Origin of the sequence: Sulfurospirillum diekertiae, assembly GCF_002309535.1 — a bacterium.
Classification (GTDB): domain Bacteria; phylum Campylobacterota; class Campylobacteria; order Campylobacterales; family Sulfurospirillaceae; genus Sulfurospirillum; species Sulfurospirillum diekertiae.
Window position 1 is genome coordinate 941,379 of the sequence record NZ_CP023275.1, and the last position, 25,112, is coordinate 966,490.

General features: G+C 36.0%; 31 protein-coding genes. 14 read left to right on the forward strand and 17 right to left on the reverse strand.

Features of this window, described 5'->3' with window-relative positions:
* The first annotated feature begins 10 nt into the window (after positions 1 to 10).
* The 9 genes from SJPD1_RS04815 to SJPD1_RS04855 all read left to right on the forward strand — a co-directional run bounded on the left by SJPD1_RS04815 (position 11) and on the right by SJPD1_RS04855 (position 5,438).
* Entirely contained in the window at positions 11 to 472 is a 462-nt protein-coding gene (locus SJPD1_RS04815; RefSeq protein WP_025343414.1) for a transposase family protein, read from the forward strand.
* Positions 394 to 858: a transposase family protein gene (locus tag SJPD1_RS04820; protein ID WP_084613060.1), complete on the forward strand. Its 465-nt coding sequence runs from the start codon at positions 394 to 396 to the stop codon at positions 856 to 858. Before SJPD1_RS04815 ends, SJPD1_RS04820 begins: the two co-directional genes overlap by 79 nt.
* Before the next feature lie 10 nt (positions 859 to 868).
* Positions 869 to 1,345 carry a WYL domain-containing protein gene (locus tag SJPD1_RS04825; RefSeq protein ID WP_096046217.1) on the forward strand — a complete coding sequence of 159 codons (477 nt, stop codon included), beginning with the start codon at positions 869 to 871 and terminating at the stop codon, positions 1,343 to 1,345.
* 83 nt (positions 1,346 to 1,428) lie between these two features.
* Complete coding sequence (locus SJPD1_RS04830) at positions 1,429 to 2,073, forward strand: hypothetical protein (RefSeq protein WP_096046218.1); 645 nt, start codon at positions 1,429 to 1,431, stop codon at positions 2,071 to 2,073.
* Positions 2,074 to 2,089: 16 nt separating this feature from the next.
* The gene (locus SJPD1_RS04835; protein WP_096046219.1) at positions 2,090 to 3,142 is read left to right on the forward strand and encodes a lipase family protein; all 1,053 of its coding nucleotides are present in this window, start codon (positions 2,090 to 2,092) and stop codon (positions 3,140 to 3,142) included.
* Positions 3,132 to 4,103: a zinc dependent phospholipase C family protein gene (locus SJPD1_RS04840; protein ID WP_210394418.1), complete on the forward strand. Its 972-nt coding sequence runs from the start codon at positions 3,132 to 3,134 to the stop codon at positions 4,101 to 4,103. The genes SJPD1_RS04835 and SJPD1_RS04840 overlap by 11 nt, the downstream gene beginning before the upstream one ends.
* 89 nt (positions 4,104 to 4,192) lie before the next feature.
* Entirely contained in the window at positions 4,193 to 4,522 is a 330-nt protein-coding gene (locus SJPD1_RS04845; RefSeq protein WP_138070103.1) for a hypothetical protein, read from the forward strand.
* Positions 4,523 to 4,614: 92 nt separating this feature from the next.
* Positions 4,615 to 5,175 carry a ParA family protein gene (locus tag SJPD1_RS04850; RefSeq protein ID WP_096046221.1) on the forward strand — a complete coding sequence of 187 codons (561 nt, stop codon included), beginning with the start codon at positions 4,615 to 4,617 and terminating at the stop codon, positions 5,173 to 5,175.
* Positions 5,176 to 5,180: 5 nt separating this feature from the next.
* Positions 5,181 to 5,438, forward strand: coding sequence for a hypothetical protein (locus SJPD1_RS04855; RefSeq protein ID WP_096046222.1), 258 nt, complete (start codon positions 5,181 to 5,183; stop codon positions 5,436 to 5,438).
* Positions 5,439 to 5,728: 290 nt separating this feature from the next.
* On the opposite strand, the gene SJPD1_RS04860 is transcribed toward SJPD1_RS04855, so the two are convergent.
* The 17 genes from SJPD1_RS04860 to SJPD1_RS04940 all read right to left on the reverse strand — a co-directional run bounded on the left by SJPD1_RS04860 (position 5,729) and on the right by SJPD1_RS04940 (position 21,131).
* Complete coding sequence (locus SJPD1_RS04860) at positions 5,729 to 6,199, reverse strand: nitrous oxide reductase accessory protein NosL (protein WP_096046223.1); 471 nt, start codon at positions 6,197 to 6,199, stop codon at positions 5,729 to 5,731.
* An 8-nt stretch (positions 6,200 to 6,207) separates the two neighbouring features.
* A complete protein-coding gene (locus tag SJPD1_RS04865) occupies positions 6,208 to 7,035 on the reverse strand; it encodes an ABC transporter permease (RefSeq protein WP_096046224.1) in 828 nt (275 codons plus the stop codon).
* Position 7,036: 1 nt separating this feature from the next.
* Positions 7,037 to 7,546 carry a hypothetical protein gene (locus SJPD1_RS04870; protein ID WP_096046225.1) on the reverse strand — a complete coding sequence of 170 codons (510 nt, stop codon included), beginning with the start codon at positions 7,544 to 7,546 and terminating at the stop codon, positions 7,037 to 7,039.
* Positions 7,543 to 8,505, reverse strand: a complete 963-nt coding sequence (locus tag SJPD1_RS04875; protein ID WP_096046226.1) for a hypothetical protein — start codon at positions 8,503 to 8,505, stop codon at positions 7,543 to 7,545. The genes SJPD1_RS04870 and SJPD1_RS04875 overlap by 4 nt, the downstream gene beginning before the upstream one ends.
* Positions 8,502 to 9,170, reverse strand: coding sequence for an ABC transporter ATP-binding protein (locus tag SJPD1_RS04880; RefSeq protein ID WP_096046227.1), 669 nt, complete (start codon positions 9,168 to 9,170; stop codon positions 8,502 to 8,504). The genes SJPD1_RS04875 and SJPD1_RS04880 overlap by 4 nt, the downstream gene beginning before the upstream one ends.
* Positions 9,167 to 10,354, reverse strand: coding sequence for an ABC transporter permease (locus SJPD1_RS04885; protein ID WP_096046228.1), 1,188 nt, complete (start codon positions 10,352 to 10,354; stop codon positions 9,167 to 9,169). Before SJPD1_RS04885 ends, SJPD1_RS04880 begins: the two co-directional genes overlap by 4 nt.
* Positions 10,344 to 10,661, reverse strand: a complete 318-nt coding sequence (locus SJPD1_RS04890) for a hypothetical protein (RefSeq protein ID WP_226372249.1) — start codon at positions 10,659 to 10,661, stop codon at positions 10,344 to 10,346. The genes SJPD1_RS04885 and SJPD1_RS04890 overlap by 11 nt, the downstream gene beginning before the upstream one ends.
* Positions 10,661 to 11,104, reverse strand: a complete 444-nt coding sequence (locus tag SJPD1_RS04895) for a hypothetical protein (protein WP_096046229.1) — start codon at positions 11,102 to 11,104, stop codon at positions 10,661 to 10,663. Before SJPD1_RS04895 ends, SJPD1_RS04890 begins: the two co-directional genes overlap by 1 nt.
* On the reverse strand, positions 11,091 to 11,729 hold the full coding sequence (locus SJPD1_RS04900) for an ATP-binding cassette domain-containing protein (protein ID WP_096046230.1): 639 nt from the start codon (positions 11,727 to 11,729) through the stop codon (positions 11,091 to 11,093). The genes SJPD1_RS04895 and SJPD1_RS04900 overlap by 14 nt, the downstream gene beginning before the upstream one ends.
* Positions 11,726 to 12,634, reverse strand: coding sequence for a NapH/MauN family ferredoxin-type protein (locus SJPD1_RS04905; RefSeq protein ID WP_096046231.1), 909 nt, complete (start codon positions 12,632 to 12,634; stop codon positions 11,726 to 11,728). The genes SJPD1_RS04900 and SJPD1_RS04905 overlap by 4 nt, the downstream gene beginning before the upstream one ends.
* A gap of 14 nt (positions 12,635 to 12,648) precedes the next feature.
* Positions 12,649 to 13,134: a c-type cytochrome gene (locus tag SJPD1_RS04910; RefSeq protein WP_096046232.1), complete on the reverse strand. Its 486-nt coding sequence runs from the start codon at positions 13,132 to 13,134 to the stop codon at positions 12,649 to 12,651.
* A complete protein-coding gene (locus SJPD1_RS04915) occupies positions 13,131 to 13,718 on the reverse strand; it encodes a c-type cytochrome (protein ID WP_096046233.1) in 588 nt (195 codons plus the stop codon). Before SJPD1_RS04915 ends, SJPD1_RS04910 begins: the two co-directional genes overlap by 4 nt.
* Positions 13,715 to 14,449: a 4Fe-4S dicluster domain-containing protein gene (locus SJPD1_RS04920; RefSeq protein WP_096046234.1), complete on the reverse strand. Its 735-nt coding sequence runs from the start codon at positions 14,447 to 14,449 to the stop codon at positions 13,715 to 13,717. The genes SJPD1_RS04915 and SJPD1_RS04920 overlap by 4 nt, the downstream gene beginning before the upstream one ends.
* A gap of 11 nt (positions 14,450 to 14,460) precedes the next feature.
* Positions 14,461 to 15,759, reverse strand: coding sequence for a nitrous oxide reductase family maturation protein NosD (locus SJPD1_RS04925; RefSeq protein WP_096046235.1), 1,299 nt, complete (start codon positions 15,757 to 15,759; stop codon positions 14,461 to 14,463).
* Between the two features lie 5 nt (positions 15,760 to 15,764).
* Positions 15,765 to 16,547, reverse strand: a complete 783-nt coding sequence (locus tag SJPD1_RS04930) for a cytochrome C (protein WP_096046236.1) — start codon at positions 16,545 to 16,547, stop codon at positions 15,765 to 15,767.
* A 137-nt stretch (positions 16,548 to 16,684) separates the two neighbouring features.
* Positions 16,685 to 19,288, reverse strand: a complete 2,604-nt coding sequence (nosZ, locus tag SJPD1_RS04935; protein WP_096046237.1) for a Sec-dependent nitrous-oxide reductase — start codon at positions 19,286 to 19,288, stop codon at positions 16,685 to 16,687.
* 196 nt (positions 19,289 to 19,484) lie between these two features.
* The gene (locus SJPD1_RS04940; protein ID WP_096046238.1) at positions 19,485 to 21,131 is read right to left on the reverse strand and encodes a PAS domain-containing sensor histidine kinase; all 1,647 of its coding nucleotides are present in this window, start codon (positions 21,129 to 21,131) and stop codon (positions 19,485 to 19,487) included.
* A 115-nt stretch (positions 21,132 to 21,246) separates the two neighbouring features.
* Here SJPD1_RS04940 and SJPD1_RS04945 point away from each other — a divergent pair, with 115 nt between their 5' ends.
* From SJPD1_RS04945 to SJPD1_RS04965, 5 genes are all read left to right on the forward strand, one after another.
* Positions 21,247 to 21,936, forward strand: coding sequence for a response regulator transcription factor (locus SJPD1_RS04945; RefSeq protein WP_096046239.1), 690 nt, complete (start codon positions 21,247 to 21,249; stop codon positions 21,934 to 21,936).
* 106 nt (positions 21,937 to 22,042) lie between these two features.
* On the forward strand, positions 22,043 to 22,339 hold the full coding sequence (locus SJPD1_RS04950; RefSeq protein WP_087438149.1) for a c-type cytochrome: 297 nt from the start codon (positions 22,043 to 22,045) through the stop codon (positions 22,337 to 22,339).
* A gap of 109 nt (positions 22,340 to 22,448) precedes the next feature.
* The gene (gene petA, locus SJPD1_RS04955; protein WP_087439237.1) at positions 22,449 to 22,955 is read left to right on the forward strand and encodes a ubiquinol-cytochrome c reductase iron-sulfur subunit; all 507 of its coding nucleotides are present in this window, start codon (positions 22,449 to 22,451) and stop codon (positions 22,953 to 22,955) included.
* Positions 22,956 to 22,966: 11 nt separating this feature from the next.
* The gene (locus tag SJPD1_RS04960; protein WP_096046240.1) at positions 22,967 to 24,232 is read left to right on the forward strand and encodes a cytochrome b; all 1,266 of its coding nucleotides are present in this window, start codon (positions 22,967 to 22,969) and stop codon (positions 24,230 to 24,232) included.
* Positions 24,229 to 25,098, forward strand: a complete 870-nt coding sequence (locus SJPD1_RS04965; RefSeq protein ID WP_096046241.1) for a c-type cytochrome — start codon at positions 24,229 to 24,231, stop codon at positions 25,096 to 25,098. Before SJPD1_RS04960 ends, SJPD1_RS04965 begins: the two co-directional genes overlap by 4 nt.
* The last annotated feature ends 14 nt before the right edge of the window (positions 25,099 to 25,112 follow it).

Consider the following 25,112-nt stretch of genomic DNA (forward strand, 5'->3'; position numbering starts at 1 on the left):
GGCAAGAGGCATGAAAAAATATGAACAAATGCAAAAGCATAAACCCAAAGATTTTAAGCGCCATATTGGCGTTAATGAAGAGACATTTAACGCAATGATAGAGGTGTTTAGGCAATACGATGAGAATCGTAAAAAAGGATTAGGTGTAGGAGGGAGGAGATCTCTTTCACCAGAAAATAAAGTACTTTTGATGCTTGGCTATTATCGTGAGTATCGCACCCTTGAACATATTGGATTTGATTATGGTGTGAGTGAATCAACGGCTTCAAGGATTGTATGTGAAGTAGAAGAAGTGTTGATTAAGTCTGGTAGATTTTCATTGCCAAGCAAGAGAGAACTCTATAAAAGTGATGTTGCCCTCTCTTTTGTTGTCATTGATGCGACAGAAACGCCTTGTCAAAGACCCAAAAAAAGCAAAGAGAGTACTACTCAGGTAAGCAAAAGCGTCATACCCTTAAAGGACAGATTGTGATTGATAAAGAGGAGAGGATTATGTGTGTGCATACCGCTAAAGGTACGACACATGATTTTAGACTGTTTCAAGAATCTAATCTCCCCTTGATGCCCAAGACCTGTGTTTATGTTGATTTGGGATATCTGGGTATTGCCAAAGAACATAGCCATTGTCAAATTCCCCATAAAGCCTCCAAACTTCATCCTTTGAGTGAGGAGCAAAAAGAGGAAAACAGACAAAAAGCAAGTGCTAGAATATGTGTTGAACATGTGAATGCTAAAATCAAAACATTTCAGATACTCACCCAAAAATACAGAAACAGAAGAAAACGATTCAATCTACGCTTTAATTTGATATGTGGATTAATCAACTTTGACCGTGGTTTTGCTGTGGAATACAAATGAGTTTTGCAAGATGTCTAATAAACAAAGGGTAATTGAACCGCTTAAAATAGTTACATTAGAAGGATATTGGTATTTGTACCTTTTCAATATAATTCAAGAGACTGGTGAAAAAGAATCAAAAAAATTTCATTTAAAAAGTATGAAAAATATATTTATTTTGGATGAAAATTTTGAATATCCAAAAATTAGTTTTTTTAAAAAATTTAATACAAGTATAAATGCATATTTTGATTTGAGTAAAGAACATGAAACAGTAGAACTTTTAATTCATAAAGATATTGTTAAATATTTTAAGCGTATTCCTCTTTCCTCAACACAATGGATTGATGACAATATTGTAAATGACCATCAAACATGTAGAATTGAGGTTACAAAAATAGAAGAAATACTTCCTACCATACAACAATATCTTCCAAAAGTTAAAGTTTTATACCCTCCAGAATTGAATGATAAAATTTTAGAAAATATAAAAAATTACGCAAAATAAATCAATAAAATTTGACTTGGCAAGTTTTTTTGCCAGCACTCATTCTACACTTCTATCATAAATATTTTTATGTGGAGGGGAAAATGCATTTAGATGATATCTTGGTTTCTTTTATTGTAAATCTAATATCAGGTGTTATGGTCACATATTGTTACGACAATATACTTAGAAATAAGCGTAATGAACCTGCGTATTTATTTTCCGATAAGCTTTTTATAGTTAATAAAAATAGAGAATATGTTACTGATAATGATAAAAGAAAAAGTAATAGGCAACTAGCGCTTGATGTATTTTTTGTTATTTTTACAATGTATCTTATATGGGCTTCCCTATATCTTCCGTTTGTATTCAAAGCTGGGATAATCCCTAATATTATAGATTTGTCCAAGAGTAACTTTGTCAATATCTTTGGTATTTCAAATTATCATTTAATTTTGGAGTTAAAAACTTTACGATGGATATGTTTGTTTGTCGCACTTGTTCTATATTTCCCTGCTTTATATGTAGGTACAATATTTTCAAAAATATTTATACATTTTAAAGATCAATTTTATGAAGTTACAGAACAAGATTGGAGAAGGTATAGGTTTTATGGGGTTATATGCTTTATAACGTTTATATTAGGATTACATATATATTTTATATCGATAATGCCCCTTTGGAATAGCCTTACGGTGGCTATTGGGATTGTTGCAGCATTTATTGCTAAAGCAAATTCTGATAAATAATTGAGAGGCAAGAACAATGAAAAATTTATTAGTTGAATCAGAAGAAGAATTGCAAAAAACAAAAGAGTTGTTAGCTAAAAGTATCCCCACATATAGACAGGCATATAGTGATAGAACCGCGTGGGTTATGGCATGTTTATCTGAATTATCTTATCTTAAATTTAACGAACCCATTATAGATAAGAATAAAGCAAAACTTATTAAAAACGTTTCAAAGCTTATAGATGAAGGAAAACAATCATCATTAATAAAGCTTATCGATTTATTAGCGTATGACAGTGAAGAAGAAAGATCAAAATTGAAATCAGATTTACAAATAATCAATATGAAAATAGAAAAGACATTTGATTGTAATGGTACACAGGCTATGTTGGTTTCAAATGATAAGTTTTATGTATTAGTCTTTAGAGGAACAGAAGTTTCCAGTGTTGAAGATATAAAAGCTGATCTTAAAGCAGTAACAAAGCAATGCGATACTGGGGGAAGGATACATAGTGGTTTCGACGAAGCTTTTTCAGAAGTTCATATTGAGATACAAAGTTATCTCAACAATTTAACCGAAGAAAAACCATTATTTATCACTGGACATAGTTTGGGAGGAGCTTTAGCAACAGTAGCAACTAAAAAATTAACATTTAAATATGGAATTGCTGCTTGTTATACTTATGGATCACCAAGAGTTGGTGATGAAAAATGGATAAGTAATATAAAGACGCCTATATATAGGCTTGTTAATTCAGCTGATCCTGTAACGATGTTACCTCCTGGAGCAGATGTGATTAGTCTACTTACGTTTTTTTTGAAAATAATTCCTGTATTAAAATCTTTTAGCATGCTGTTTCAATCGAAATTTGGTGGTTATTGTCATGCAGGAGATATGAGGTTTTTAACAAATATTCGGATAGGTTGTTTTAATGATGCAATGCTTTTAAATTCAGTGACTTATTGGAGAAGAATCCTTGCATATACAACTAAATTAAATCCATGGAAAGAATTGCCTAGCGATCATTCAATAACAGTATATAGAAAAAAGTTAAGAGCAATCGCATGGAAAAGCAATGATAAATAAAAAACTAAACTTTAAAAGGATTAATATGCCTGGCGCTTACGCACATATGACCGTAGTTAATATTGCTAAAGAAGTAGAAGGACTTGAGCGGTTGGAAGGGTTTCCAGTATCAGCTATTCCTGCTATATTGAGAAATTTCAAATATTGCGAATTGGGATGTGTAAGTCCTGATTATCCATATTTATGCGTTGGAGATAGTGATGTTGCAAAATGGGCTGATTTGATGCACTATGAAAATACGGGAAGCACGATTCACAAAGGTATTGAATTTATACGAGATACACTCAAGGGATATGAACAAGAAAAGGCATTTAGTTGGTTACTTGGATATGTTGCCCATGTTGTAACGGATGTAACAATTCATCCAATAGTGCAATTAAAAGTTGGTGACTATGCTGACAATAAAACTGCGCATAGAAGGTGTGAAATGAATCAAGATGCCTATATCTTTCAAAGGCTTAATCTTGGAGGTATAGGTATTTCTGAACATCTAGATTCTGGCATTAAAATGTGCTCAGTTCTCTCTGATTCTAGAAAAATAGATCCTACGATTTTGAGTGTATGGCAATATATGTTAAACCATTCGCATAGCGATGAATTTACAAGAAACCCACCAAATATAAATAAATGGCATGAAAAATTTGGTGACATTGTGGATAATTTTGGAGAAGAAGGCAACCATTTGTTCCCATTAGCTAGACATGTGGCAGTTGATGCTGGCTTGACATATCCCAATTCAGATGAAATAGACAAACAGTACATTGAAAATCTAGTATCACCAGAAGGAACAAAGTCATATGATGAAATATTCGAACATGCCATTAAAAATGTTCGTAAAATTTGGAATGTTGTAGCACAAGGTGTATTTAGTAAAAATGAAAATTATCAAACTGTGATAGCAAATTGGAATCTGGATACAGGAAAAGATATGAACGATAAATTTGTAATGTGGAGGGCTTAATCATGAGAAGGAAATATCTATTTTCTCTAATTAGTATGATAGTAATCATATCTGGCTGTGCAGCTAAATCTACCGTCGAACAAGAAAGAATGTTTACCCTAGCATCAGCTCTTACGAAACTTTCTTCATCTGTTGAAGCAACAGTTAGGTATGAAAATCCAGATAAAAATCTATCGGATGAAGAGCTTTTAGAATTTTCTACGAAGCATGATAGTTCATTGAGAGCACCTTTTAGTGACTATAAAGTCAAAATTTTAAACGAGAATAACCATGTAATAGTGCTCATTTGTACGCAAGATGGAACAAAAGCGCTTTTAGAAGATGTAGCATGTACAGCAGAAATGGATAAGCATCACTGGCAAATAGAAGAAGAAAAGCCATGCTCTTTTACACTATCAACCTCAATATGTAATCGTTAATTCGAAAATTTTTATTTTAAACATAATAGTTGATAAACAATTCATATTTAACTATAATATAACAGTTAAATAGCATTATAAAAAGGTTATATATGATTGTTTCTGTTATCAATAAAAAAGGTGGTGTGGGCAAAACACCTATCTCGTTTTCTCTAGCTAAAGATCTAGGATATTACCTACAGTCTAATGATAATTCAGTCATTGAGTCCATTTATCCAGATATGGCAAAAATCTCATCAAGTCCAGAGATCATTGATAACTGCGTATATGATTTTGGAGGATTTGTTTCATCAGGTGTCCTTCCTATTCTAAAAGCAAGTTCAGCTATTTTAATTCCAACATCCAATGATTATAACTCAATCCTTCGTACTGTAGAAACCATTGAAGAGCTTCAACCTTTAAATGAGAATCTTTTTATCATTGTCACAAAAACAGAAAAAGAAGGTGATTTTGAAACAGTCAAAAATGCTATTAATCAGCATTTTGATAATTTAGAGTTTTTCGAGCTTCGACTTTCAAAAGCATTTAAAAACACTATTGAAACAGGACTTAGCATTACAGAGCTTTATAATGAAACGCCACTTTCTAAATGTGCTTATAAAACTGTCTTTCAACAATACAAATCTATTCTTGATCTCTTTAAAGGAGAATAATCAGCATGGCAGAAAAAAAATCAATTGATTCTATTTTAGGTAAAGCAAAAACAACCGTGACTTCTACTTTTGCAGAGAGTGAACGTAAAAAGGGTGGACGTCCAAAAAAGCCTGAGAGTGAACATGCCAAAGAGAATCGGTATGCTACTTACTTTAGCCCTAGTGAACTTGCCATTGTTGAATCAGCAGCTAACAGTTATGGTATGACTGTTGGAAAGTTTATAAAAATGGCAGCACTTAGAATGGCAAAGCTTGAGAAGTGAAATAAAAATATAATATTTTTATAGTATTATAAAACGGTTATTAAATTATTATTAATTACTTCATTATTCAAATGTATTTTTAATTTTTTTTAGCATATATAGTTTTGTTAAAACCTAAACAAAGGGAGTAATTTAAAAAATATACCTCTTTCTAGACTTTGGCTGACAATAATAGAAAATATTGATTATAAATATTTTGAAGTACTAAAATAATATACAGCTATTGTCTTGTTCAAATTTTACTTAGAAGACATTATAAAACGAGAGATGGGTCGGCTCTCGTTTCATAATTAACGCAATTTATCATTTAAAAGATTGATAAGTCCATCTGAAACTTGGGAAAAATCGAAAACACGTCTTCCCTCATATTTCTTAGCAAACTTTTCGGCTTTATCTTTACTTGAAAAAGCGGGTAAGTCATCACCTCCAGGGCTAGTTTTTTGACTACCATAAACATAATATGCTTCTTTGGCTGGAATTTTTTCTAAAGTATTGTAATCAGTCACATTTATTCTCATGTCATCATCATTTTTAACTTGATATTCTGGCCAACGAGATGGTTCAAAGTAAAATTCAAACATAGATTTTGGGCTTGAAAAATAGATAATTTCACCACTTCTCACTTGAATCGTCGCTGCCCATTCGGGTGCTTGATAGACTTTTACTTTTCGAATAAGACAGGTTGCATCTTTCGAAATTTCCATTTTAGCTCCAAAAAGAGCACCTATTGCTAAAGCAATAATTAATAGTTTTTTAATCATTTTTCCTCCTAGACTAAATCTGTTTTTTTAAAGATATTAAACCCAAAGAATGCAAATCCTAAACCCAAAAGAATAGGGTATAGAATAGAAAATAGAATAAAGATAGAAAGATGAATATGATCCAAAATATAAAAGGCAACAGGTCCCATCACCGTTAGCTCCGGGTCAAAAAGGCTGATCGCTGCAACTCTAAAAATCTCCATTGGATTGATGAGTGAAATTGCAATGATAATTTCTTCACTCAAACGGTGTTGCATCATAAGGCTAATTAAAGCAATGTCGATAAATGCGAGCAGAACAATCCAGACAAAAAATGAAAGACCCAATGCGACTTCTGAAGATTTTACAACAGAAGATATCAAGAATGATATACCTAAAAAAGCGGCACTAAGGGCAAAAAGTAGCCCTGAATAGAGTAGAAAAATACTCCAAGGTATCGCGGCTCCTTTGATCGTTCCAATCACTAATGCAAGAATCATCGCAAAGAAAACAGGTAAAAAGACGGTTATAAATCTGCCAATAATTTTTCCCCAATAGTATTGCGATAAAGAGATAGGAAATGAAAGCATATACTCTAATATATGATTGTCTCTATCCCCTGAAATGGAACGTACGGTGGTAATAAGAATAAAAATAGGAAGTATAACAATCGTGACTTGGATATACATCAATAGCAGTCGACTAAGCCCACTAAATCCCATCACTTGCGATTCTGTAACACCTGCAATGAAAAAGAGGGCAATAAGACCTCCAAAAACTAACGTATAAACAATAAACCAACGTGCTCTTACTGATTCTTTGACATCCAGAAAAGCAATTAACAACAAATTTTTCATATCAATTTCCTAATAGTTTTTTTCGTATTTTAGGGTCGCTCATATTTTCACCTCTGAGCATGCGAAGACGCATCTCAGGAAAGTCTATTATGCCTTCTTTTTTCTGTTGTTCATACGCCCCAAAGCCATAATGCATAGGGGTTTCATCATTGATCGCGTAAGAGGCTTTAAACGCATCGATATAACGATGGGTGTCATTACTGAACACCCACATCGTAACGCTTTGAGGTTCTATCTTCTGCTCTTTAAGCCATAAAATAGCACACCCAACATCATCAAAAAAGTGTGTTTTAGAATCCTGTGTGATAACTTGTGCCGTGTGTTTTTTACCCACAAGATACATGTGACACTCAGGGCACTGAATGGTATTGTCCTTAAATTCTAAGGCGACTTTGGCACTATTGGCTTTATCGGTTGGCAGTTGATGCTTTACATGTAAAAACCAAAAAAGTCCGCCAAGGGCAAGAAGCGGAAAGATAATCAGCACACCCATAAAAATAGTTTTCTTCACAACCAAACTCCATTCCGTATAAAATAGATGACAGGGTAACTTGTTATGATCAAGAGATAAAGTGCACACAGTATTAAAGAGACTCTCATAAAACGAGGGTGCGCTTTGTGTGACACCAGCGCTAAAATGCCTCCACCAATGCCATAAAACGTGCCTGCAAATAAAAGTGTGTAAAGCGCATACCCCACATAATAATAATCCCTTTGCAATAAGCAAAACGGACAACGGTGTGTGGGAAGTTCATACACATACGGGCTAAAAAAGACAATTAACGCAATGATTGAAAAAATTAAAAACATACCATTGGCAAAAATCATTAAAGGCGTATGTTTCAACCCATACGCAAGCACCATCAGTCCAAAGAAGCCATAGAAAAGCCAAACCCATAATGAAGCATCTACTGCAAATAACAAAGAGATGTACGAACTGCTTGATGCAGAGAAAAGGGTGCCACAGCAACTAACGATTTTACTGATATTCAGCCCTGCAAAGAATGCTATCTCCAATCCGATCTCTGCAAAGAGGGGAACTGAGAAAAGGATAAACAGAATAAATTTGAGCTTGGTGTAAGGGAGTTTCTCATCATGAATATCAGCAGCGTGAAGTAATAACCAAAAGCCAAACAGATACAGATTTAACAGTTTAAACAGTGTCAAATACAACCCAAAGTCCACTGAATTGACCACGCCACTCGCACACATAGCACCGGTGATGATCGTAGAGAGCTTATCGCACGTGTAGATGAAAAAAGCAAACAGAGGCAGTTTGAGCATAAAGATGTATTTGATCATGGTCGAAACCAAAGCGCTCTGCTTGGATAGGGTGTATTGAAGGGAGGTGGTTGCTTGATTATCCCACTTGAGTGCTATGCGAAAGCCAATCACCAAGGCAATTACGCCAAAGAAGAGAAAAATAGCATCCAAAATAAGCAGAGAGATAATCTCAGGGGTTAAACTCATACGATTATCTCACCGTTTTTAATCTCTACAATACGATCCACAAACCCCAAATCAAAAAAGAGCGGATCATGGGTTGCAATAAGTAGAGTTACCCCTTTTTGTTTGAGTTTCTCAAGCGTGGCTATCAGTTCACGGGAAAGCTTTTCATCCAGATTGGCGGTGGGTTCATCGGCTAAGATGATTAAGGGATCGTTGATTAAAGAGCGTGCGATGGCGACACGTTGTTGCTCACCTCCTGAGAGACGATTGATTCGTATCTTTGCTTTATGCGCTATGCCACACTGCTCCATCACTGCTTTGGCTTTGCTCTCGAGTACATGCCAAGGAAGGTTCTCAGGAATCAAAGGTGTCATGATATTTTCAAGAGCACTCAGATGAGCTATAAGATGATACTTTTGAAAGATAAATCCCATTTTCTGCCGTCGAAGAGCGGCACTAAAATGCTCAGGGAGTTTGGAAATCTCCTTCCCATCCACACGCACTTCACCCTGAGAGGGTTGCATCAGCCCTGCAATTAAAGAGAGTAAGGTACTCTTGCCACTGCCACTGGATCCCTTGAGTACCACACACTCCCCACGCTTTACATGTAAAGAGATATTGGTAAGGGCATGAATGCTCTCATCGCCTTGTATAAAGCTTTTACTCACCTCTTTAATCCAAATCATCGCATCACCTCGTCAGCATCCAAGCTTGAAGCTCGCCATGCGGGAATCAGGGTAGCGGCGATGTAAATAGGAACACTTAGTAGAAATAGTAAAAATGGCATTGCAAAATCGATATGAAAAGGTAATATAAAAGCAGGTTTAAGCTCGGAGTAACCCATAAAAACATTACGCAAAAGAGGTGCTTGCATGCCATAGACGTAAAAAAGCGAAAACGCGATGCCGACTAAAAAAGCACTCATAGCAAGGATAAAGCTCTCATAAAACTTCTCTTGTAAAATATCATCACTGCTCCAGCCAATCGCTTTGAGTATGCCGATTTCCTTTTTCTCTTCCGAACTTAGACCACTGGTTTTATCGTAGATGATGATAAAAAAGGCAAAAGCACAGACACTAAAAAGAGAGAGAAAGAAACCACTTTTATAATCAAAAATATTCTGATAACTGACTCTAATATCATCTTGGGTAATAGCACGCAGATCAGGGAAACGCGTGGTAATTTTCTGCACGATGGTAGGGATCTCTTTCACATTGGCCACTTTAACCACAATGTCAGTGGCTTTGCTCTCATCCATCCCAAAAATGGCGTACGCGAGCTTTTTAGGCACAAGGATAAGATCATTGGACTCTAAAGTAAGGTCGGAGTTAAAAACGCCTGCGATGGCAACTCGTTGCCATTTGCCCTCACTGGTGACAAAGTTGAAAAAGTCGGTGTAGTAATTCTCACTCAAGACTTTTTTCACCCCAACACCGATGATCATTGCTTGTTGGCTCTCCAGCAGTTTCAGATCAAAATGCTGTGTGAGTTTCGACAGTGTTTGGGAGTATTGCTCTTCATACGCATTAATCCCCACAACCGAAAAGTTAACGCCCGCTGGTTTAAAGTAGTAATAGCCCCAGATACGAGGCGTTACAGAACTAATCCCTTCAATATCCAAAAGGGCATCCACACGACTGATGGGCACATCACTCTGTTTCCCCGCAACAAAACGTTGCAAGGTAATCTGCGGCAAGGTTTTAAGGGTTGTATTCAGTTCCAGTTTAATGGCATCGGCGATCATCAACACCGAAGAGAGCAAGAAGATGAGCAGACTTAAGATCAAAAAGATGAAAAAGCTTTTACTCGCACGACGCAGGAGCGAGCGAATCGCGTAATCGAGCAGTAAGAGATTGAGTTTAAAAGACACGGTCTATCCTTGAAGGATGCTCATTTGGTGCATAGTGGTAGACAAAGGTGGATGGGAAATACTCTAAGAGTTCAGGGGATTCATTGAAGTAGGAGAAAACATCACTGAGACTTCGGTGACGCACATAGTGTGCTTCACTCACTAAAGCTAAATCAGGTAGTCCTACCAACGCAACCAACTCTTCTTTACATGTAATCTTTTGGCAAGTGAGTGCATGCGTCTTGGAGAAGTAAAATGCTTGTGCCATTATCGTGACGCAAACCGTGAAAAATAGTGTTAACATAAGATGACTATTGAGGTGCATCATCATTTTCCTATTTTAATCACTCTTTTGGAAACTTCTTCAAAGTCAATAATCTCTTGAGTTCCTTTAATGTCTTCTTTAACGACATGCGCACCAAAACCGTATGCCATTGGTGTTACGTTTAAAACATCGTAAGATGCTTTTCGTGCATCTATCCATGCACCTGTTTTGGCATCATTAACCCATATAACAGCGTGTTCTTTCCACTCAATTTTATTTTCTTTAAACCATAAAATAGCACAGCCGATATCATCAAATAGATAGTCTTTACCATTACTAGGATTAATAACTTGGGCAGAGAACTTACGATCACTGAGAACCATTTTGCATCGTTCACACATATCGCGATCCCAATGAACCTTTCTCGGATTTAAGTCTATTTTTGTGTCACATCCAAGCATGAGAAGCATCACAAGAAAAAGAATAAGCGCATTAAACTTTTTCATCGGTCAGTACCTTTCCTAAATCCATATAAATTTGTCGATTAACAAGTTCTTTCATCTCATCGAGACGATGCGTTACGAATAAGGAAATTTTAGAGCGTTTTTCTTTTTCCAGAAGACGATAGAAATTATCGCGTGCTTTAGGATCAAGATTGGCGGTTGGCTCATCGTAAATGATAATGTCGCTTTGACGTGCTAAACTAATGGCTATCAACATTTTTTGCTTCATTCCACCGCTTAATTTAAAAAAGGATTTATTGAGATTAGGCTCGATGTCTAGCTCCATCTCTTTCGCGAAATGGATGATGGCTTCTTTTTCAACCTGAGTGCTTTTGCACGCATAACTCATCAGTTCATCCAGATTTAATTTGATGGGGGGAGGGAGTTGTGGAACAAAACTAATGTTTTGCAATACTTGAATTCGCTCTTTAATTGGATCGAGCCCATTAATCAAAACTGTACCGTTGTTTGGATGGTAATAGCCTAATATGAGCCTAATTAAAGTCGTCTTTCCTGCGCCATTTGGTCCCATTAACGCAACACAATCATCATTGTGCAACGTCAATGTCAAATCATCTAATGAGAGGACATTACCAAATTTTTTACTGACATTGCGAATTTCTATCATAAAAGACTCTTTAATCTAAAAGTATAATGCAATGCATCGGCATGACATACATCAATGCAACGTCCACATAAGGTACAGTCTCCACTGGCAACAATTTCTTTTTTAATGCCAAATTCTTCGCGTTGCTGATCGTATTTTGCTTTTGTGATCTCCAAAACTTGATTTTCAAAACAGACGTCATGGCAAACCATGCAATGGTCACAATTATCATTCCATTCGACTCTGGAAGCACTGATAATACCAACGAAACCATAGGTTGTTCCAATAGGGCAGATATATTTGCACCATGCACGTCTTGCGAAAAAGACTTCGATCAAGAAAACTGTAAGCACCCACACAAGGGAGATACTCCATCCATAGGCAATAAAACGGCTTAAAATACCAACGATGTTAAAAAGTTCAAAGACGAGATATCCACTGGTAAAAGCAAGTGTTAAAAAAATTCCCCAAAAAATATATTTGATGCGATAATCAAACGTTCTGTCTTTTATAATTTTCTTTTGAACAAGGGTGTTATGAAGCTTCTCACCAATTTCACTGAGCAAACCATAAGGGCATACCCACGAACAATAGGTTCTTCCACCGATCAGTAAATAAACCATTAAAATAGTTACTGTTCCAATGATCATATTAATAGGCATATGATATGTTGCTGCAAACATCTCTAATGTCGTAAAAACGTCAATCAGGTGAAATCCTAAAAAACGTGACCCATTCAGCGTGCCCTCAAGGATTTGAATATCAACTTTGAAGGATAAAAAGAACAAAAGATGAATACTTATAATGACAATCCACCTTATAGCTCGGATACTGAGTGTTTTTTTACCATCTTTTGATTCATTCACAAATGTTGAAAAAAACGATGTTTTTGCAATCGTTTTTCGCTCTTCGTATTTACTACTCACAGGATATCCTTTGGTTATTTTGCTGCTTCAGCTCTTGCTTTAAATTCGCCAATTTCAGTAGAAAGTTCTTTGAAATCATCATCGTTAAGATTTGAAATAGCACTTTTCATGATTGGATTGCTTCGTGTTCCACTTTTAAATTCAAGCAATTTGGCATAAATTTGTTCTGCACTTTGTCCAAATAAAGGAAGACCAACGGCACCTTCGCCTGTAACGCCATGACAAGAAGCACATTTACGTTTGTAATTTTCACTCACTTTGAATGCAGCAGCGTTACCTGCTTTGTCTTTAAGCGCTTTGATTTTTTCTGCTTCTATGTCTCTATCACTTTTTTCGCTAATCGTTTGAGTCTTTTGTGGAGATACTGTATTTTGAGTCTTTGATACATTCTCAATAATTTTAGCTGCCTGTCCGCCTTGGAATGCAGTACCTTGGCTTATTGTATAACCCATAGCTCCAAGAATCACGAGTGTGATTACTCCTACAATAATATTTTTCATTTTTGTCTCTCTTTTAATTTTTTAACTTCTTGATTAAAAGTATAAATTTCATCCGCTAATGCTTTGATCTCTTTATCATCCATTTGCTCAACTAATTCTTTCATTAAAACGTTCTTTTTTTCTCCCGTTTTATACTGAGAAATCGTTTTGAAAATATAGGCACTATCCTTACTTAAAAGCGATGGTCCAATGATGCCATTGGCATAATGGTTATGACATGCAGAGCATTTAACAATAAAATTTTTACTCAATTTACTGACTAGCATGTTCACTTCAACATGTTCATAGGGACTTTTCACTTTCAATTCCGCACCAAGAGGAGTATAATTTTTTTCTTCTTCAGGCTGTGCATGCGCCTTTGGCTCTTGATGATAATCGTAATAAAAGTCTTTGCTCTCATTGCTATCATCTTTTTTAACTTGAACTTTTTCTTCTTTAAAATTATCGTTTTCAATAACTTCAATTTTACCTGTTTGATGTGATACATTTTTATCAACTGCTTGCGTATTTTTTTCTTCTTTCTTATCAGAGCAGGCATTGAAAGTTAATAAAATGAATAGACTGAGAATGAAATATTTTTTCATACGTGCTCCTTTTGGTAATATGATTCATACGTTTCGCGTGGTTTAATAACAATGGATGGTGATGATGCAGGACAAAGTTCTTCACATACGCCACATCCAACACAATTTTGGTTGATTTTCGGTTTTTTAATACCGTCTTCGGTAACAATCATCTCAATAGCGCTCAAAGGGTTAGGAAAGGGACACATGTCCGCACAAATGGTGCAGTTTTTTCCTTCATACGTGGAGAGTTTTTTTAAGACATCTTCTTCTAATTTTCGTGTATGTGGATGTTTGTAAATGCGTTCAATCTGGTGTTTATGAACCGTTGTATTTGTCATTGCTAAACATGTTTCGGGAAATGCAAAGACTGCTATGCCCATTTTGACATCTTCTGGCTTTTCAGCATGGTGATCCAACGCTCCTGTTGGACAGGCCAAAACGCATGGAAGCGGACCACAAAGATAGCAACCTCGCTCTCTTGCTTCAATGTAAGGGGTTCCCATGCCATACCCTTTTGCTATATCGGAAAGCTTGATAGCATGGTATGGGCACACTTGTAAACACTGTCCACATTTAATACAAAGCGATAAAAATCGATCTTCCTCAACAGCTCCTGGTGGGCGTAAATGTGTCTCTCGTGCTTTAAGATATGGCGCTCCAACCACACCAGCTCCTAGGACTAAACCTAAAATACCCAGCGTAGAATATTGGATAAATTCTCTTCTTTCTTGTTTTACATGTAAAGCCATCTTGTCTCCAATTAATGTGTAAACTTAGGTTGTTTGTCTTCCAATAAGAAAATTGGTTCTGAAAAGGGAGCCAATTTCGACAAAAAGTTTAATAACGTCATAACGGGTGAACCGTAAAAGAATTTGACAGAGGGATTGTATGCCCATAGCTTATCAGCATACTGATAAACACGATAAGGGTTATCCCCATAACCATCCATATTTGTATCAAAACCTTCATAATTGTCCCAATAGTTTTTTGTAAATTCATTTTTAAAATTATCGCTACTGCGTGAATCATTAACAACATCTTCAATGTTGCCTTTGACGACATTATTCTCAAAGATTCCATTTTCACACAAAGAATGAAAATGCAACGCTTCAGAGTTAAATAAAAATTGATTATTTCGAATCCAAAGGTGCGAATCTGGCTCAAAAGGAGAACGATCAATATACATGCCTTGTGCATTGTAAACAATCGTATTGTTTTCAATGGTAAAATTAGAAGAATCCTTGAGTCCAATACCAATACCCGTAGCACCAAGCGCATTGGTAATGACGTTTCCTGTTGCAATCGTATCATTAGAATACATGAAAAAAATACCAACAGAATTGTATTGGAAGACATTATTATGGACAAAATTTTTGCCTGCATACATAAAATGGAGTGAATATCTTCCATGCTCCGCTAAATTTTCCTCAATCGTATTTCCATGGGAATACCAAACGACCATATCACGGGATCGATAGAGATGGTTTTTCTGAATCATATTGTCATTGCTATACCATAATCTTATTCCATCGCCTCGAAGCCCAAGCTCATAATTTTTCGAAGTAATATAATTGTTCTTGATGAGTGAATTATTGACGATTTCCATATTGATACCCAAAAGGGAGTCTAAGATTTTGCACTGACTTACTTCATTTTGAACCAGTGCCCCCGTTGTTGTATTCCCTGTCATATTGATTGCAGCATCCAGTACATCAGAGCGTTCACCACTATTTTGAATGGTTAAATTTTTGAGAGTCACATAAGAACTTTTGACTGTTATAACACTCCCTACACCCATTCCATCGATAATAACGCCTTCTTCGGTTCCAATAATGCTAATAGGCTTGGTGATAACAATATTCCCTTCATAGATACCCGCTTTAAGCTTGATAATCGAGCCTTCTTTGGCATTATCAATGGCATCTTGAATAGAGCTTCTATGTGTCTCTTTTATGGGCCCTGTATAGGCTACAACTTCTTCCCTCGTTTCGTATATAAAATCACTCTTCGCGTAGAGTAATGAGAATGTTAAAATACTGAGAAAAAGAAGTTGTTTCATAATAATTATTTACCACTCTCTTTGTTTGCCTTGTTTCTTGACAAAAGGGCCAGTAACGAAAATATACCAATGAGGGCTAGACAATAGAACCCAATAGCTGGATAAGAATGCGTTGTAAATTGTGCAACTTTACCGTCACCAAAAACAGTAGGCATAAAAGGTTTAATTTTAAAGGCACCCCAATCATGAAGATTATGTCCAAACCAATAGAGCCAATAGGAATAATCTGCTATAAATAACAGTGGTAAAGAAGTTGGAATAAGCATAAGATAATTACACAGTTTATGATTATAGGCAATAAAATAAACCACAACGAGACTCAAAAATAATAATGCGTAGATACCAATTTCACGCTCAAGTATGCCACCCCTCCACATAGGGTCCATACCAATGTAGTGGTTGATCGTATTCATTTCATGCACTTCACCACTAAATCCATCAAAGTGAAAAAAGACAGGTATGCCTTCAGGAAATGCTTCTTTTGGATAGTTTGGGGCTTCAAGAGAACATGACCAAATAGGAAATGAAGCTACGCCGATTTCAGAAGAGCTCCCAATCATTTTTTCCAAATTATTATGAGCTTCTTTTGGAGTAGAAGTACTTTTATACCTACCTTGATTGTAGATTCCCCAAACCATCTTTTGGAAAGATGAAATGTCTTCTTTTTTACCGCTATCAATTTTGTTCAGTACCCCATGAAAACTGATCATGGGAAATGTAAATGATAGTGTCATAATCACCAATGCGATACCCGCAAATATTTTTGATTTTAGTAAACTTTGATTCATCTTTTCTCCTTAATATCCTTAGCTAAAAACTAAAGCTAAATCTTTAGATAAAAATAGTGTATCTTGAATTCATATTTTTAACATTGACACATGTCAACCCACAAAGATGTAATCTTTATGGGTTGTAGATATAAAACCTAGAATAAATTAGCGTTACTGTCAATCCATTTTAGATATTCAATAATACTTTTGATTTCAGGATCTTTCATATTTTGGTTTGGCATCCTTAAGTTGAAGTAGTCAATCATCGCTTTGACATAAGGGTCTTCAAACTTATCTTTTGGGCTCTTGATAAAATCAGCTACCCATTTTTCACCATTTTCATGGCGACCTAATACACCGGTAAGATCAGGACCTGAACTTACTTTTCCAATAACGTGGCAACCAGAACAGCCACCTTCATTGAATGCAACTTCGCCTTTTGCAGCTTCAGGGGATTGTTTTGTTGCAACAGACTTAACCAGTAAGTCTTTCGCACGAATTCCAACGTCCGCTGTTTTTACCATGTATTGCCAGATCATGTTTTCAAATAAGACGGCTTTCTCAAAATCGCCCTCTTTGATAGCAGCATCTGAGAGTTTTTTCTGCTCAGGAATTTTGCCGTATTGATCAAGCGCATCAGTTACAAGGTTTTTGACAACATCATGTTTTTCATAATGGTTATCTTTGAGGAATTTCACAACACTCTGAATAACATCATCTGTTGCTTTATTGACTGCAACTGTTTTGTCGTATTCAGCTTTGAGTTGTTCTTTACTCATGGTTGCCATTTTGAGTTTTTGTGCACTTTCATACTTTTTATTAGGGTCTTTAACCATTAAATAACCCATCATCTCTAGGTGAAGTGCAGAACAGAATTCTGTACAGTAATAAGGGAATACGCCTTCTAAATCAGCTTTAAACTTGACAGTGGCTACTTTACCTGGTTCTACTGATGCGTGAACATTATAGTTATCCACTGTAAAACCATGCGTTTCATCTTCTGCTCGTTCAAGGTTTGTCATATAGATTGTGACGTTATCTCCTTTATTGACCGTAATATGTTCTGGGTTGATATGAGAACGTACAAGTGTCGCATAGACCTTAACATCATTACCTTTGCGTTCTATCCTCTCTTGTCCAGCAAGTGTTTTTCCCTCACTGATTTGCTCTGTTCTAGAGTTTGTACCCATTTCGTAACGTACTTTTGGATTAAGCTTACTGATACGAATGGCTACGGCATCATGCGGTTCTCCCAATGGTATAGGCATATCAACAAGCATATCCATTTTGTTACCATGAATATCAATCAATTGATGGTTTTGTGGATGTAATGGACCAACATTTGCAAAACGATCAATAGAAAGTTTATTCAATGCAATAATATATTCACCTTGTGGATCGCATGTGTTGCTTTCCATTCCGCAAAGGTGTCCAATATTGTAGTGAACATTCACTCTATCAATAACTTTCAATGTTTTGAAATTCCATTTTACAACTTGACTATCAACATACAATGAGGTATAAATCTCCCCATCAACTGGTGAGTACTGGTTATGCAATGGTCCTAGGCCCAACTCTACTTGCCCATGCAAAGCTTTTTTCATATCAAGAATAGGAATACCATAAGGGTCTGTTCCAGCGTAATCTTTATTTTTGATCAACGCTTGAATTTTTGAGAAACTATACACAGACGCATGGGTATCAAGCTTTCCACATACGACAATATATTCACCTGTTGGATCCACATCGACACCATGTGGAGATTTTGGTTCAGGAATGAGAAAAAGAGCATCATTCTTGACGGCAACATCCATAGGAACAACTCTATGTCCATTAATAACTTTAACATTTTTCGGATCTTTTGCAAGCTCTGCAAGTTTTTTCCAATTGTATACATGAAGATAGTCAGTGTCATTTCGGCTCATACCAGCTTCGTTTGGTGGCATGCCTACTTCAATTCCACCTGTATACATTTCTGAGTTAAATGAGTTTGTAAATCCCCAACCATGACTCACTTTTTTACCAGCATCACTTAAATCTTGCATGTAGGGAGGAAGCTCAATTGTAAAAGAGTCTTTTTCTTGAATTCTTCCTTTTTCATGATCAAATTTCCACATGGTTACACCACCACGATAGCTTTCTTTATAGTCTTCTATCGGATGGTAATTATTGTCATAAGGAGCTGCATATTGTGCCGCTTCTATAATATATTCTGAATTTTGAGTAAAGAAAGAACCACCATGTTCAGACTTAAATACGGGATTGACAACAATTTGTTTTGTTTCAAAATCGCTTAAATCAATGACGGCAATTCTTGGGTTTGCTTTATCATTAACAACAAGCCATTTACCATCTGCATTACCATCTGTTTCAGAAAGAGATGGATGGTGAGTATCGCCCCAATTAATCTCCTTACCTCTAATGTTGCCTTCGCGTAAAACCTTTTTACTTTCTTCATCAAAACCATATCCCTGCCATGGTTCTGGTGTAAATACAGCAATGTATTTTAATAGTCTCATAGAAGGGACTCCATAGACTAGTAGTTGGCCTGATTGCCCACCAGAACTAAATACCATGTATTTATCATGTACGCCCGTTGGGTTATAGGTTTTTGCGGCACGAACAACGTCTGCTTCGCTTAAACCTCTTTCTTTCATTACTTTATCTAAAGTACCATCTCCTCCAGCAGCAATAGATGCTGTTGATAATAGAGTACTTGTGAGAACAAGCGATGAAAGAAGTTTGAAACCTCTTTCCATATATCCTCCTTTAAAAACATAAGATTATGTTAAATAACTGTACTAAAGAGCGATGCGTCCAGTATCTTCTTTATTCTTTTTATTTAACATTAATTTAACACTTTAAGTTGACTATGGAATTCTATAATAGAGTCAGTTTCTTTTCAGTCGCTAGAATTTTTGGTATGAAAATTTTGGAATAAAAAGAGGTCTTTTTTTAAATATTGTCACACGAAGGGGGCAGTAATATAGTGAATTGTGCACCATTATGAGTGTTTTTAGCGTTAATTATTCCATGAAATTGATTTTCTATGATTAGTTTTGACATGTAAAGACCAATTCCTGTAGAGAGTTTATTTTTATTGCTATGGAAAGGTTTGAAAATATCATTAATCAAAGGTGTTTGAATTCCTCCTGCATTATCTGTTATTTTTAAAACTACAAATTTATCAGAATCTTCCAAGGTGATATGGATAAAAGGATCTTTAATCTCAGAACTCTTAATAATATCAATCGTATTTTGGAGAATGGATAAAATAACTTGAGAGAGGCTATTGGTATTGCCAAAAACATTCATTTCTGAATTAAATTGTTGAATTAGTTTGATTTGATAATGTTTGAGTGAAGATTCAAGAAGTACAAGCGTTTGTTTAATTGAAATGACAGGATTAAAAATAGTGTTATCAACATGTTTATAGAAATTTTCAAAATTGGTGATGGTTTCTGACATGAATTGAATAATTTCTTCATTCTTCGCCGTTTCTTCCATAAGCTCAGGATTGGTAAGTTTTTTACGAATATACATACAATTAAAGCTCAGCTGTGCCAATGGCTGTCTCCATTGATGTGCGATAATGGCAATCATCTCTCCCAGCGCTGCAAATTTTGCTTGTTGTATCATAATTTTATCTTTGAGAATTTCTTTGGAAATATCTTGCATGCTAATAATCAGTATATTTTTTTCTTCACGACTAATACCAAACGAAATACGGATAGGAAATATTTGACCCTTTTTATTGATAGCCTTGATCTCTCGTACTTCTTCCTTATTTTCAATTTCAAGAATTTTTTTAAAATTTAAAATGCCTTCTTGCTCTACTGGCAAAGACTCTTTTGAGATAATTTTTTGAAAGAAAGGTTCTCCCATAATTTCATGTTTTGTATAACCAAAGATTTTTTCTGCCATATGGTTAAAGGTTCGAATCATAAGCTTTGAATCAAGAGTCACAATAGCATTAGTGTTAGACTCAATAATGGTATTGGCATAATCGTGCTGTTTTATTAGTTCTTTTGTCACTTCTGTGATTTTTTTTGTAGCAGGCCTAAAAATAAATAGAGCTTCAAAAAACAGTGTCACAAGTGTAAAAATAAAAATAAAGAACTCAACATTTTTGAGCTTGATTGTATTCTTTTCTGTTGTTGCAACATAGATTGCTGTGGCTAAGTCCAAATTTTCTAAAAGTTTTTGAGAATTTTGTAAAATATACGTTAAGCTTCTACCATCACGATTTTCTTCAAAACGTTTCGCATGAAATAAATATCTCCTCACGTCTTTATCTAAGAAAAATGGCTCTTCAAAGTAAATTTTTTTCAGTTCACTTGACATTGGGAAAGAGAGCAATAAATTATGTGCTTCTTCCATCAGTACAATATTAGTGCGTAAATTTTCTGTTTTATAATAAATAGCGTACAGTGCAATTTGTTGAGAAAGCATACCTTGTTTACTGCTGATGTTAATGATTTTTCCATCGTTGGATTGACTGCTAATAAGGTGATTTAGATTGTAATAGGCTAAAATAGAAAGTAGGGCAATGAGCGAGAGTGCAATGATATATCGTTTCGTAATATTAATGGTTTCGACCATAAAATCTTTCCTTTATCAGACCAATATAGCAGGGTATGTTTGGGAATTATAGCTTTCTTTTAGATAAAAAAGTGTTACAATTGCCAGAAGCAAGATTGAAAATAGAGGGGGATTTTTGTTAGATAAGTATGAATTTGTTTTAAAAAATAGTTCGTTATTACTTGCTGAGGATGAAAAAAACCTTAGAGATAGTTTCGCAAAAGTTTTGTTGTTATATGTGGATAAAGTTTATACAGCCTCCGATGGAGAAGAAGCTTTAGCTCTTTATAATGAACATCATCCAGACATTGTGATTACGGATGTTAAAATGCCTAAGTTTAATGGACTTGAACTGATAAAACAGATTCGAAAAGACAATCATGATATCCCTATTATTGTGACAAGTGCTTATACTGATAAAGATTTTTTGCTAGAATCTATCAAGCTTTCATTGGTAGATTATGTTGTCAAGCCTATCAAAGAGGGGGATTTAACAAGACTTTTGGAAAGCAGTGCCAGCCTCTTGCTCGAAAAATCCAAAACGGTTATTAAAATTAATGCGACGTGTTTTTATGACTATACCAATAAAACGTTTTTACAAGATAATATTCCTATTCCTTTAACACAAAAAGAAGTAGAATTTATTGAAATCTTATTGGCACATAAAGGCAATTTAGTGACACGGCAAATCCTCGAAGATAAGCTTTATATTTACGAAGAAGCCCCTCCTTCTGCGCTTAAAAACCTTGTTTTTAAATTACGCAAAAAAATAACCAATGATGTCATCAAAACAATCGGTAATCTAGGGTATGCGATTAAAGATTAAAAGATTGTTTTTTCATTAAGCGACTAAAAAGAAACTCACACTGTTATAAAATGTCACTCTATTATTAGATATACATTAAAATATTAAGCAATGGAGGGATTTAAGAATGAAAAAGGTAGCGTGTATGCTCATATCCGTAGCTGCAGTATCTCTGATGGCTGCAGATGGAGAAGCTATATACAAAAGTAAATGCTTTTCATGTCATGGTGACAAGGCTTCAAAAGCTGCATTAAACAAATCGCAAATTATTGCGGGGTGGGATGTCTCAAAAATTGTAGGTTCAGTCAATGGCTATAAAAATGGCGAAGGCGGTCCTATGAAAAATGTTATGAAACCCATCGCGACAGCATTAAGTGATGATGATTTGAAAGCAGTTGCAACAGCAATAGCTTCTTATAAATAATGATATCAATAAGGATTATAGCGATAGAAATATCGCAACAATCCTTCTGCGTGTTACATGAACTTGTATATAACTCTCAATTTTGAATACTACACGAAAGGAACAAAGAATGGCTGTTGAGCAAAGCAGAAGAGACTTTATAGGCATGGCATTCGGCGGTTTTGCAGCGGCAGGTGGTGTAATAGCCCTTGGCGCTATGAAAAAAACTTGGGATCCACTCCCAAGCGTACAATCTGCTGGATTCATCACCGTTGATCTCTCTCCGATGAAAGAGGGAGAAGTCCAAACGATCCAATGGAGGGGTAAACCGATTTTCATTTTGAAAAAAAGTGCGGATATGCCCAAAAATGAGAAACGGGACATCGTTGCAAGTGGTAGTACCTATGCAGTGATGATAGGACTTTGTACCCACTTAGGCTGTATCCCTACATGGATGCCAGCATCCAAACAATTTAAGTGTGCCTGTCATGGTGGTGAGTTTGATTCAAGCGGTGTCAACACTTTTGGACCACCTCCAAGACCAATGGACATTCCTCCTTTTAAAATAGATGGAGCGAAGCTTGTTCTTGGTGAAGAAGGACCAGAGTATAAAAAACTGGTAGCTAAGAAAGCGTAAAGGAGACAAACGTGGCAGAAATTAGAAAAGCGACAGGCTTTATCGATTGGCTCGATCAGCGATTAGCAGTGAATAAGTTCATCAAAGTGATGATGACAGAGTATTGGATTCCTAAAAACATCAACTTCCTTTGGGCAATGGGCGTTGTTTTAATGGTTCTTTTTATGGTTCTGATTGTTTCGGGAATCTTCCTTTTAATGTATTATAAACCCGACATTAAACTAGCATTTGATAGTGTGAACTATACGATTATGCAAGAGGTAGAGTACGGCTGGTTATGGCGTCATATGCACGGTGTTGCAGCTTCTGCTATTTTCCTTGTGATTTACATTCACATGTTTACGGGTATCTATTACGGTTCATATAAAAAAGGTCGTGAGATTATCTGGCTTACGGGTATGGCACTTTTTGGTATGTTCTCCGCTGAAGCTTTTAGTGGATATATGCTTCCATGGGGACAAATGAGCTACTGGGCAGCGCAAGTTATTACCAACCTTTTTGGTGGTATTCCTGTTATTGGTGATGCTTTGGTTATTTGGATCAGAGGAGATTTCTTAGTGGCTGATGCGACATTGACACGTTTCTTCATGCTCCATGTTCTTCTACTCCCATTGGTTATTCTTTTACTCATTGCCGTTCACTTCTACTCTTTAAGAATGCCTCACGTCAATAACCAAGATTCTGAAGAGTTTAATTTTGATGTTGAATCTAAAAAATACCTTGATGGTAAAAAAGTTGAATCTAAAGTGGTTCCATTCTGGCCTGTATTCCTCTCCAAAGATTTCTTTGTTGTAGGCGTTGCCCTTACCATCTTCTTCTACTTGGTCTGTTTCCATTTTGATTTTGCGATGGATCCTATTAACTTTGAGCCAGCTAACAATATGAAAACACCTCCTCATATCTACCCTGAGTGGTATTTCTTGTGGAGTTATGAAGTGCTTCGTGGTTTCTTCTTTGATATTGCAGGCGTTCCTGCCATGAAAATTGGTCTAGCCGCGTTTGGTTTTGCGAATGTGATCTTTATGCTTCTTCCATTCCTTGATAGGAATCCTATGCATACCGCACCAGCGCATAAGCGTCCTGCGTTTTTCATCTGGTTCTGGTTACTCTTAATTGACATGATTGTCCTTACGGTTTATGGAAAACTTCCTCCAACAGGAAACAATGCATGGGTTGGCTTTGGTGCAACCATTGTCTTTCTTGCCTTGTTTATTATTCTTCCGATTATCACGAAAATGGAAGCAAACTGTAAATGTACTAACGGAGGTTGCAAATGAGAGAGTTAAAAATATTAGCGATTGTAATCTTCTTTACCGCTGTTGTTTATTGGGGCGTTGAGCCATTCGCACATTCTCAAATGCATCCTCATGTTGCTCCTGCAGATTTTGCATTTAAAGATCTTGGGGCATCAGAGAAAAAAGGTGATGCCACCAAAGGGGCTGAAACCTTCTTAAGTGCGGGATGTACAGGATGTCATGGTATTAGTGCTTTAGGTATGCCTGCACCTATGGATAATGCAAGTGCTTCAGCAACGTTTGGTGTTGTACCACCTGATCTTAGCAGTGCCGGTGCGATCTATGATAAAAACTTCCTTGCAGCACTCATTAAAAATCCAACGAAGGCACTTAACGTTGAACATAAGTTCAATGAGACACGTCCTCATCCGATGATCCAATTCTTTGGCTTGGGTGGAGACTTAGATCAAGAAGTCGCAGATATTGTTGCGTATCTTCAAAGTATCGCTCCTGTTGCTCCAATGGATGATAAAAAAGTCTTCACAGATGCATGCCAAAGATGCCATGATATGAAGTATGACAAAATCATGAGTACGACAGATAAAGATGCGTTAAAAGCGTATATGGGAACCATCCCACCGGATCTTTCCATGATGATTCGCTCTAAAGGTGCTGAGTATCTTACAACCTTTATCAACAATCCACAAAAACAACTGGCTGGTACTTCTATGCCTCGCGTTGGATTGAGTGAAAAAGCACAAAACCAAGTGATTGCTTATATGGAAAAAGTGGGTGATAGTAAAAAAGCAGAAAGAGACAATCTTGGGTATAAACTCATTGGTTATATGGCGCTCTTTACCTTACTCGCTTATCTTTGGAAAGTCAAAATCTGGAGAGAAGTTCACTAGAACTTTTTATTACA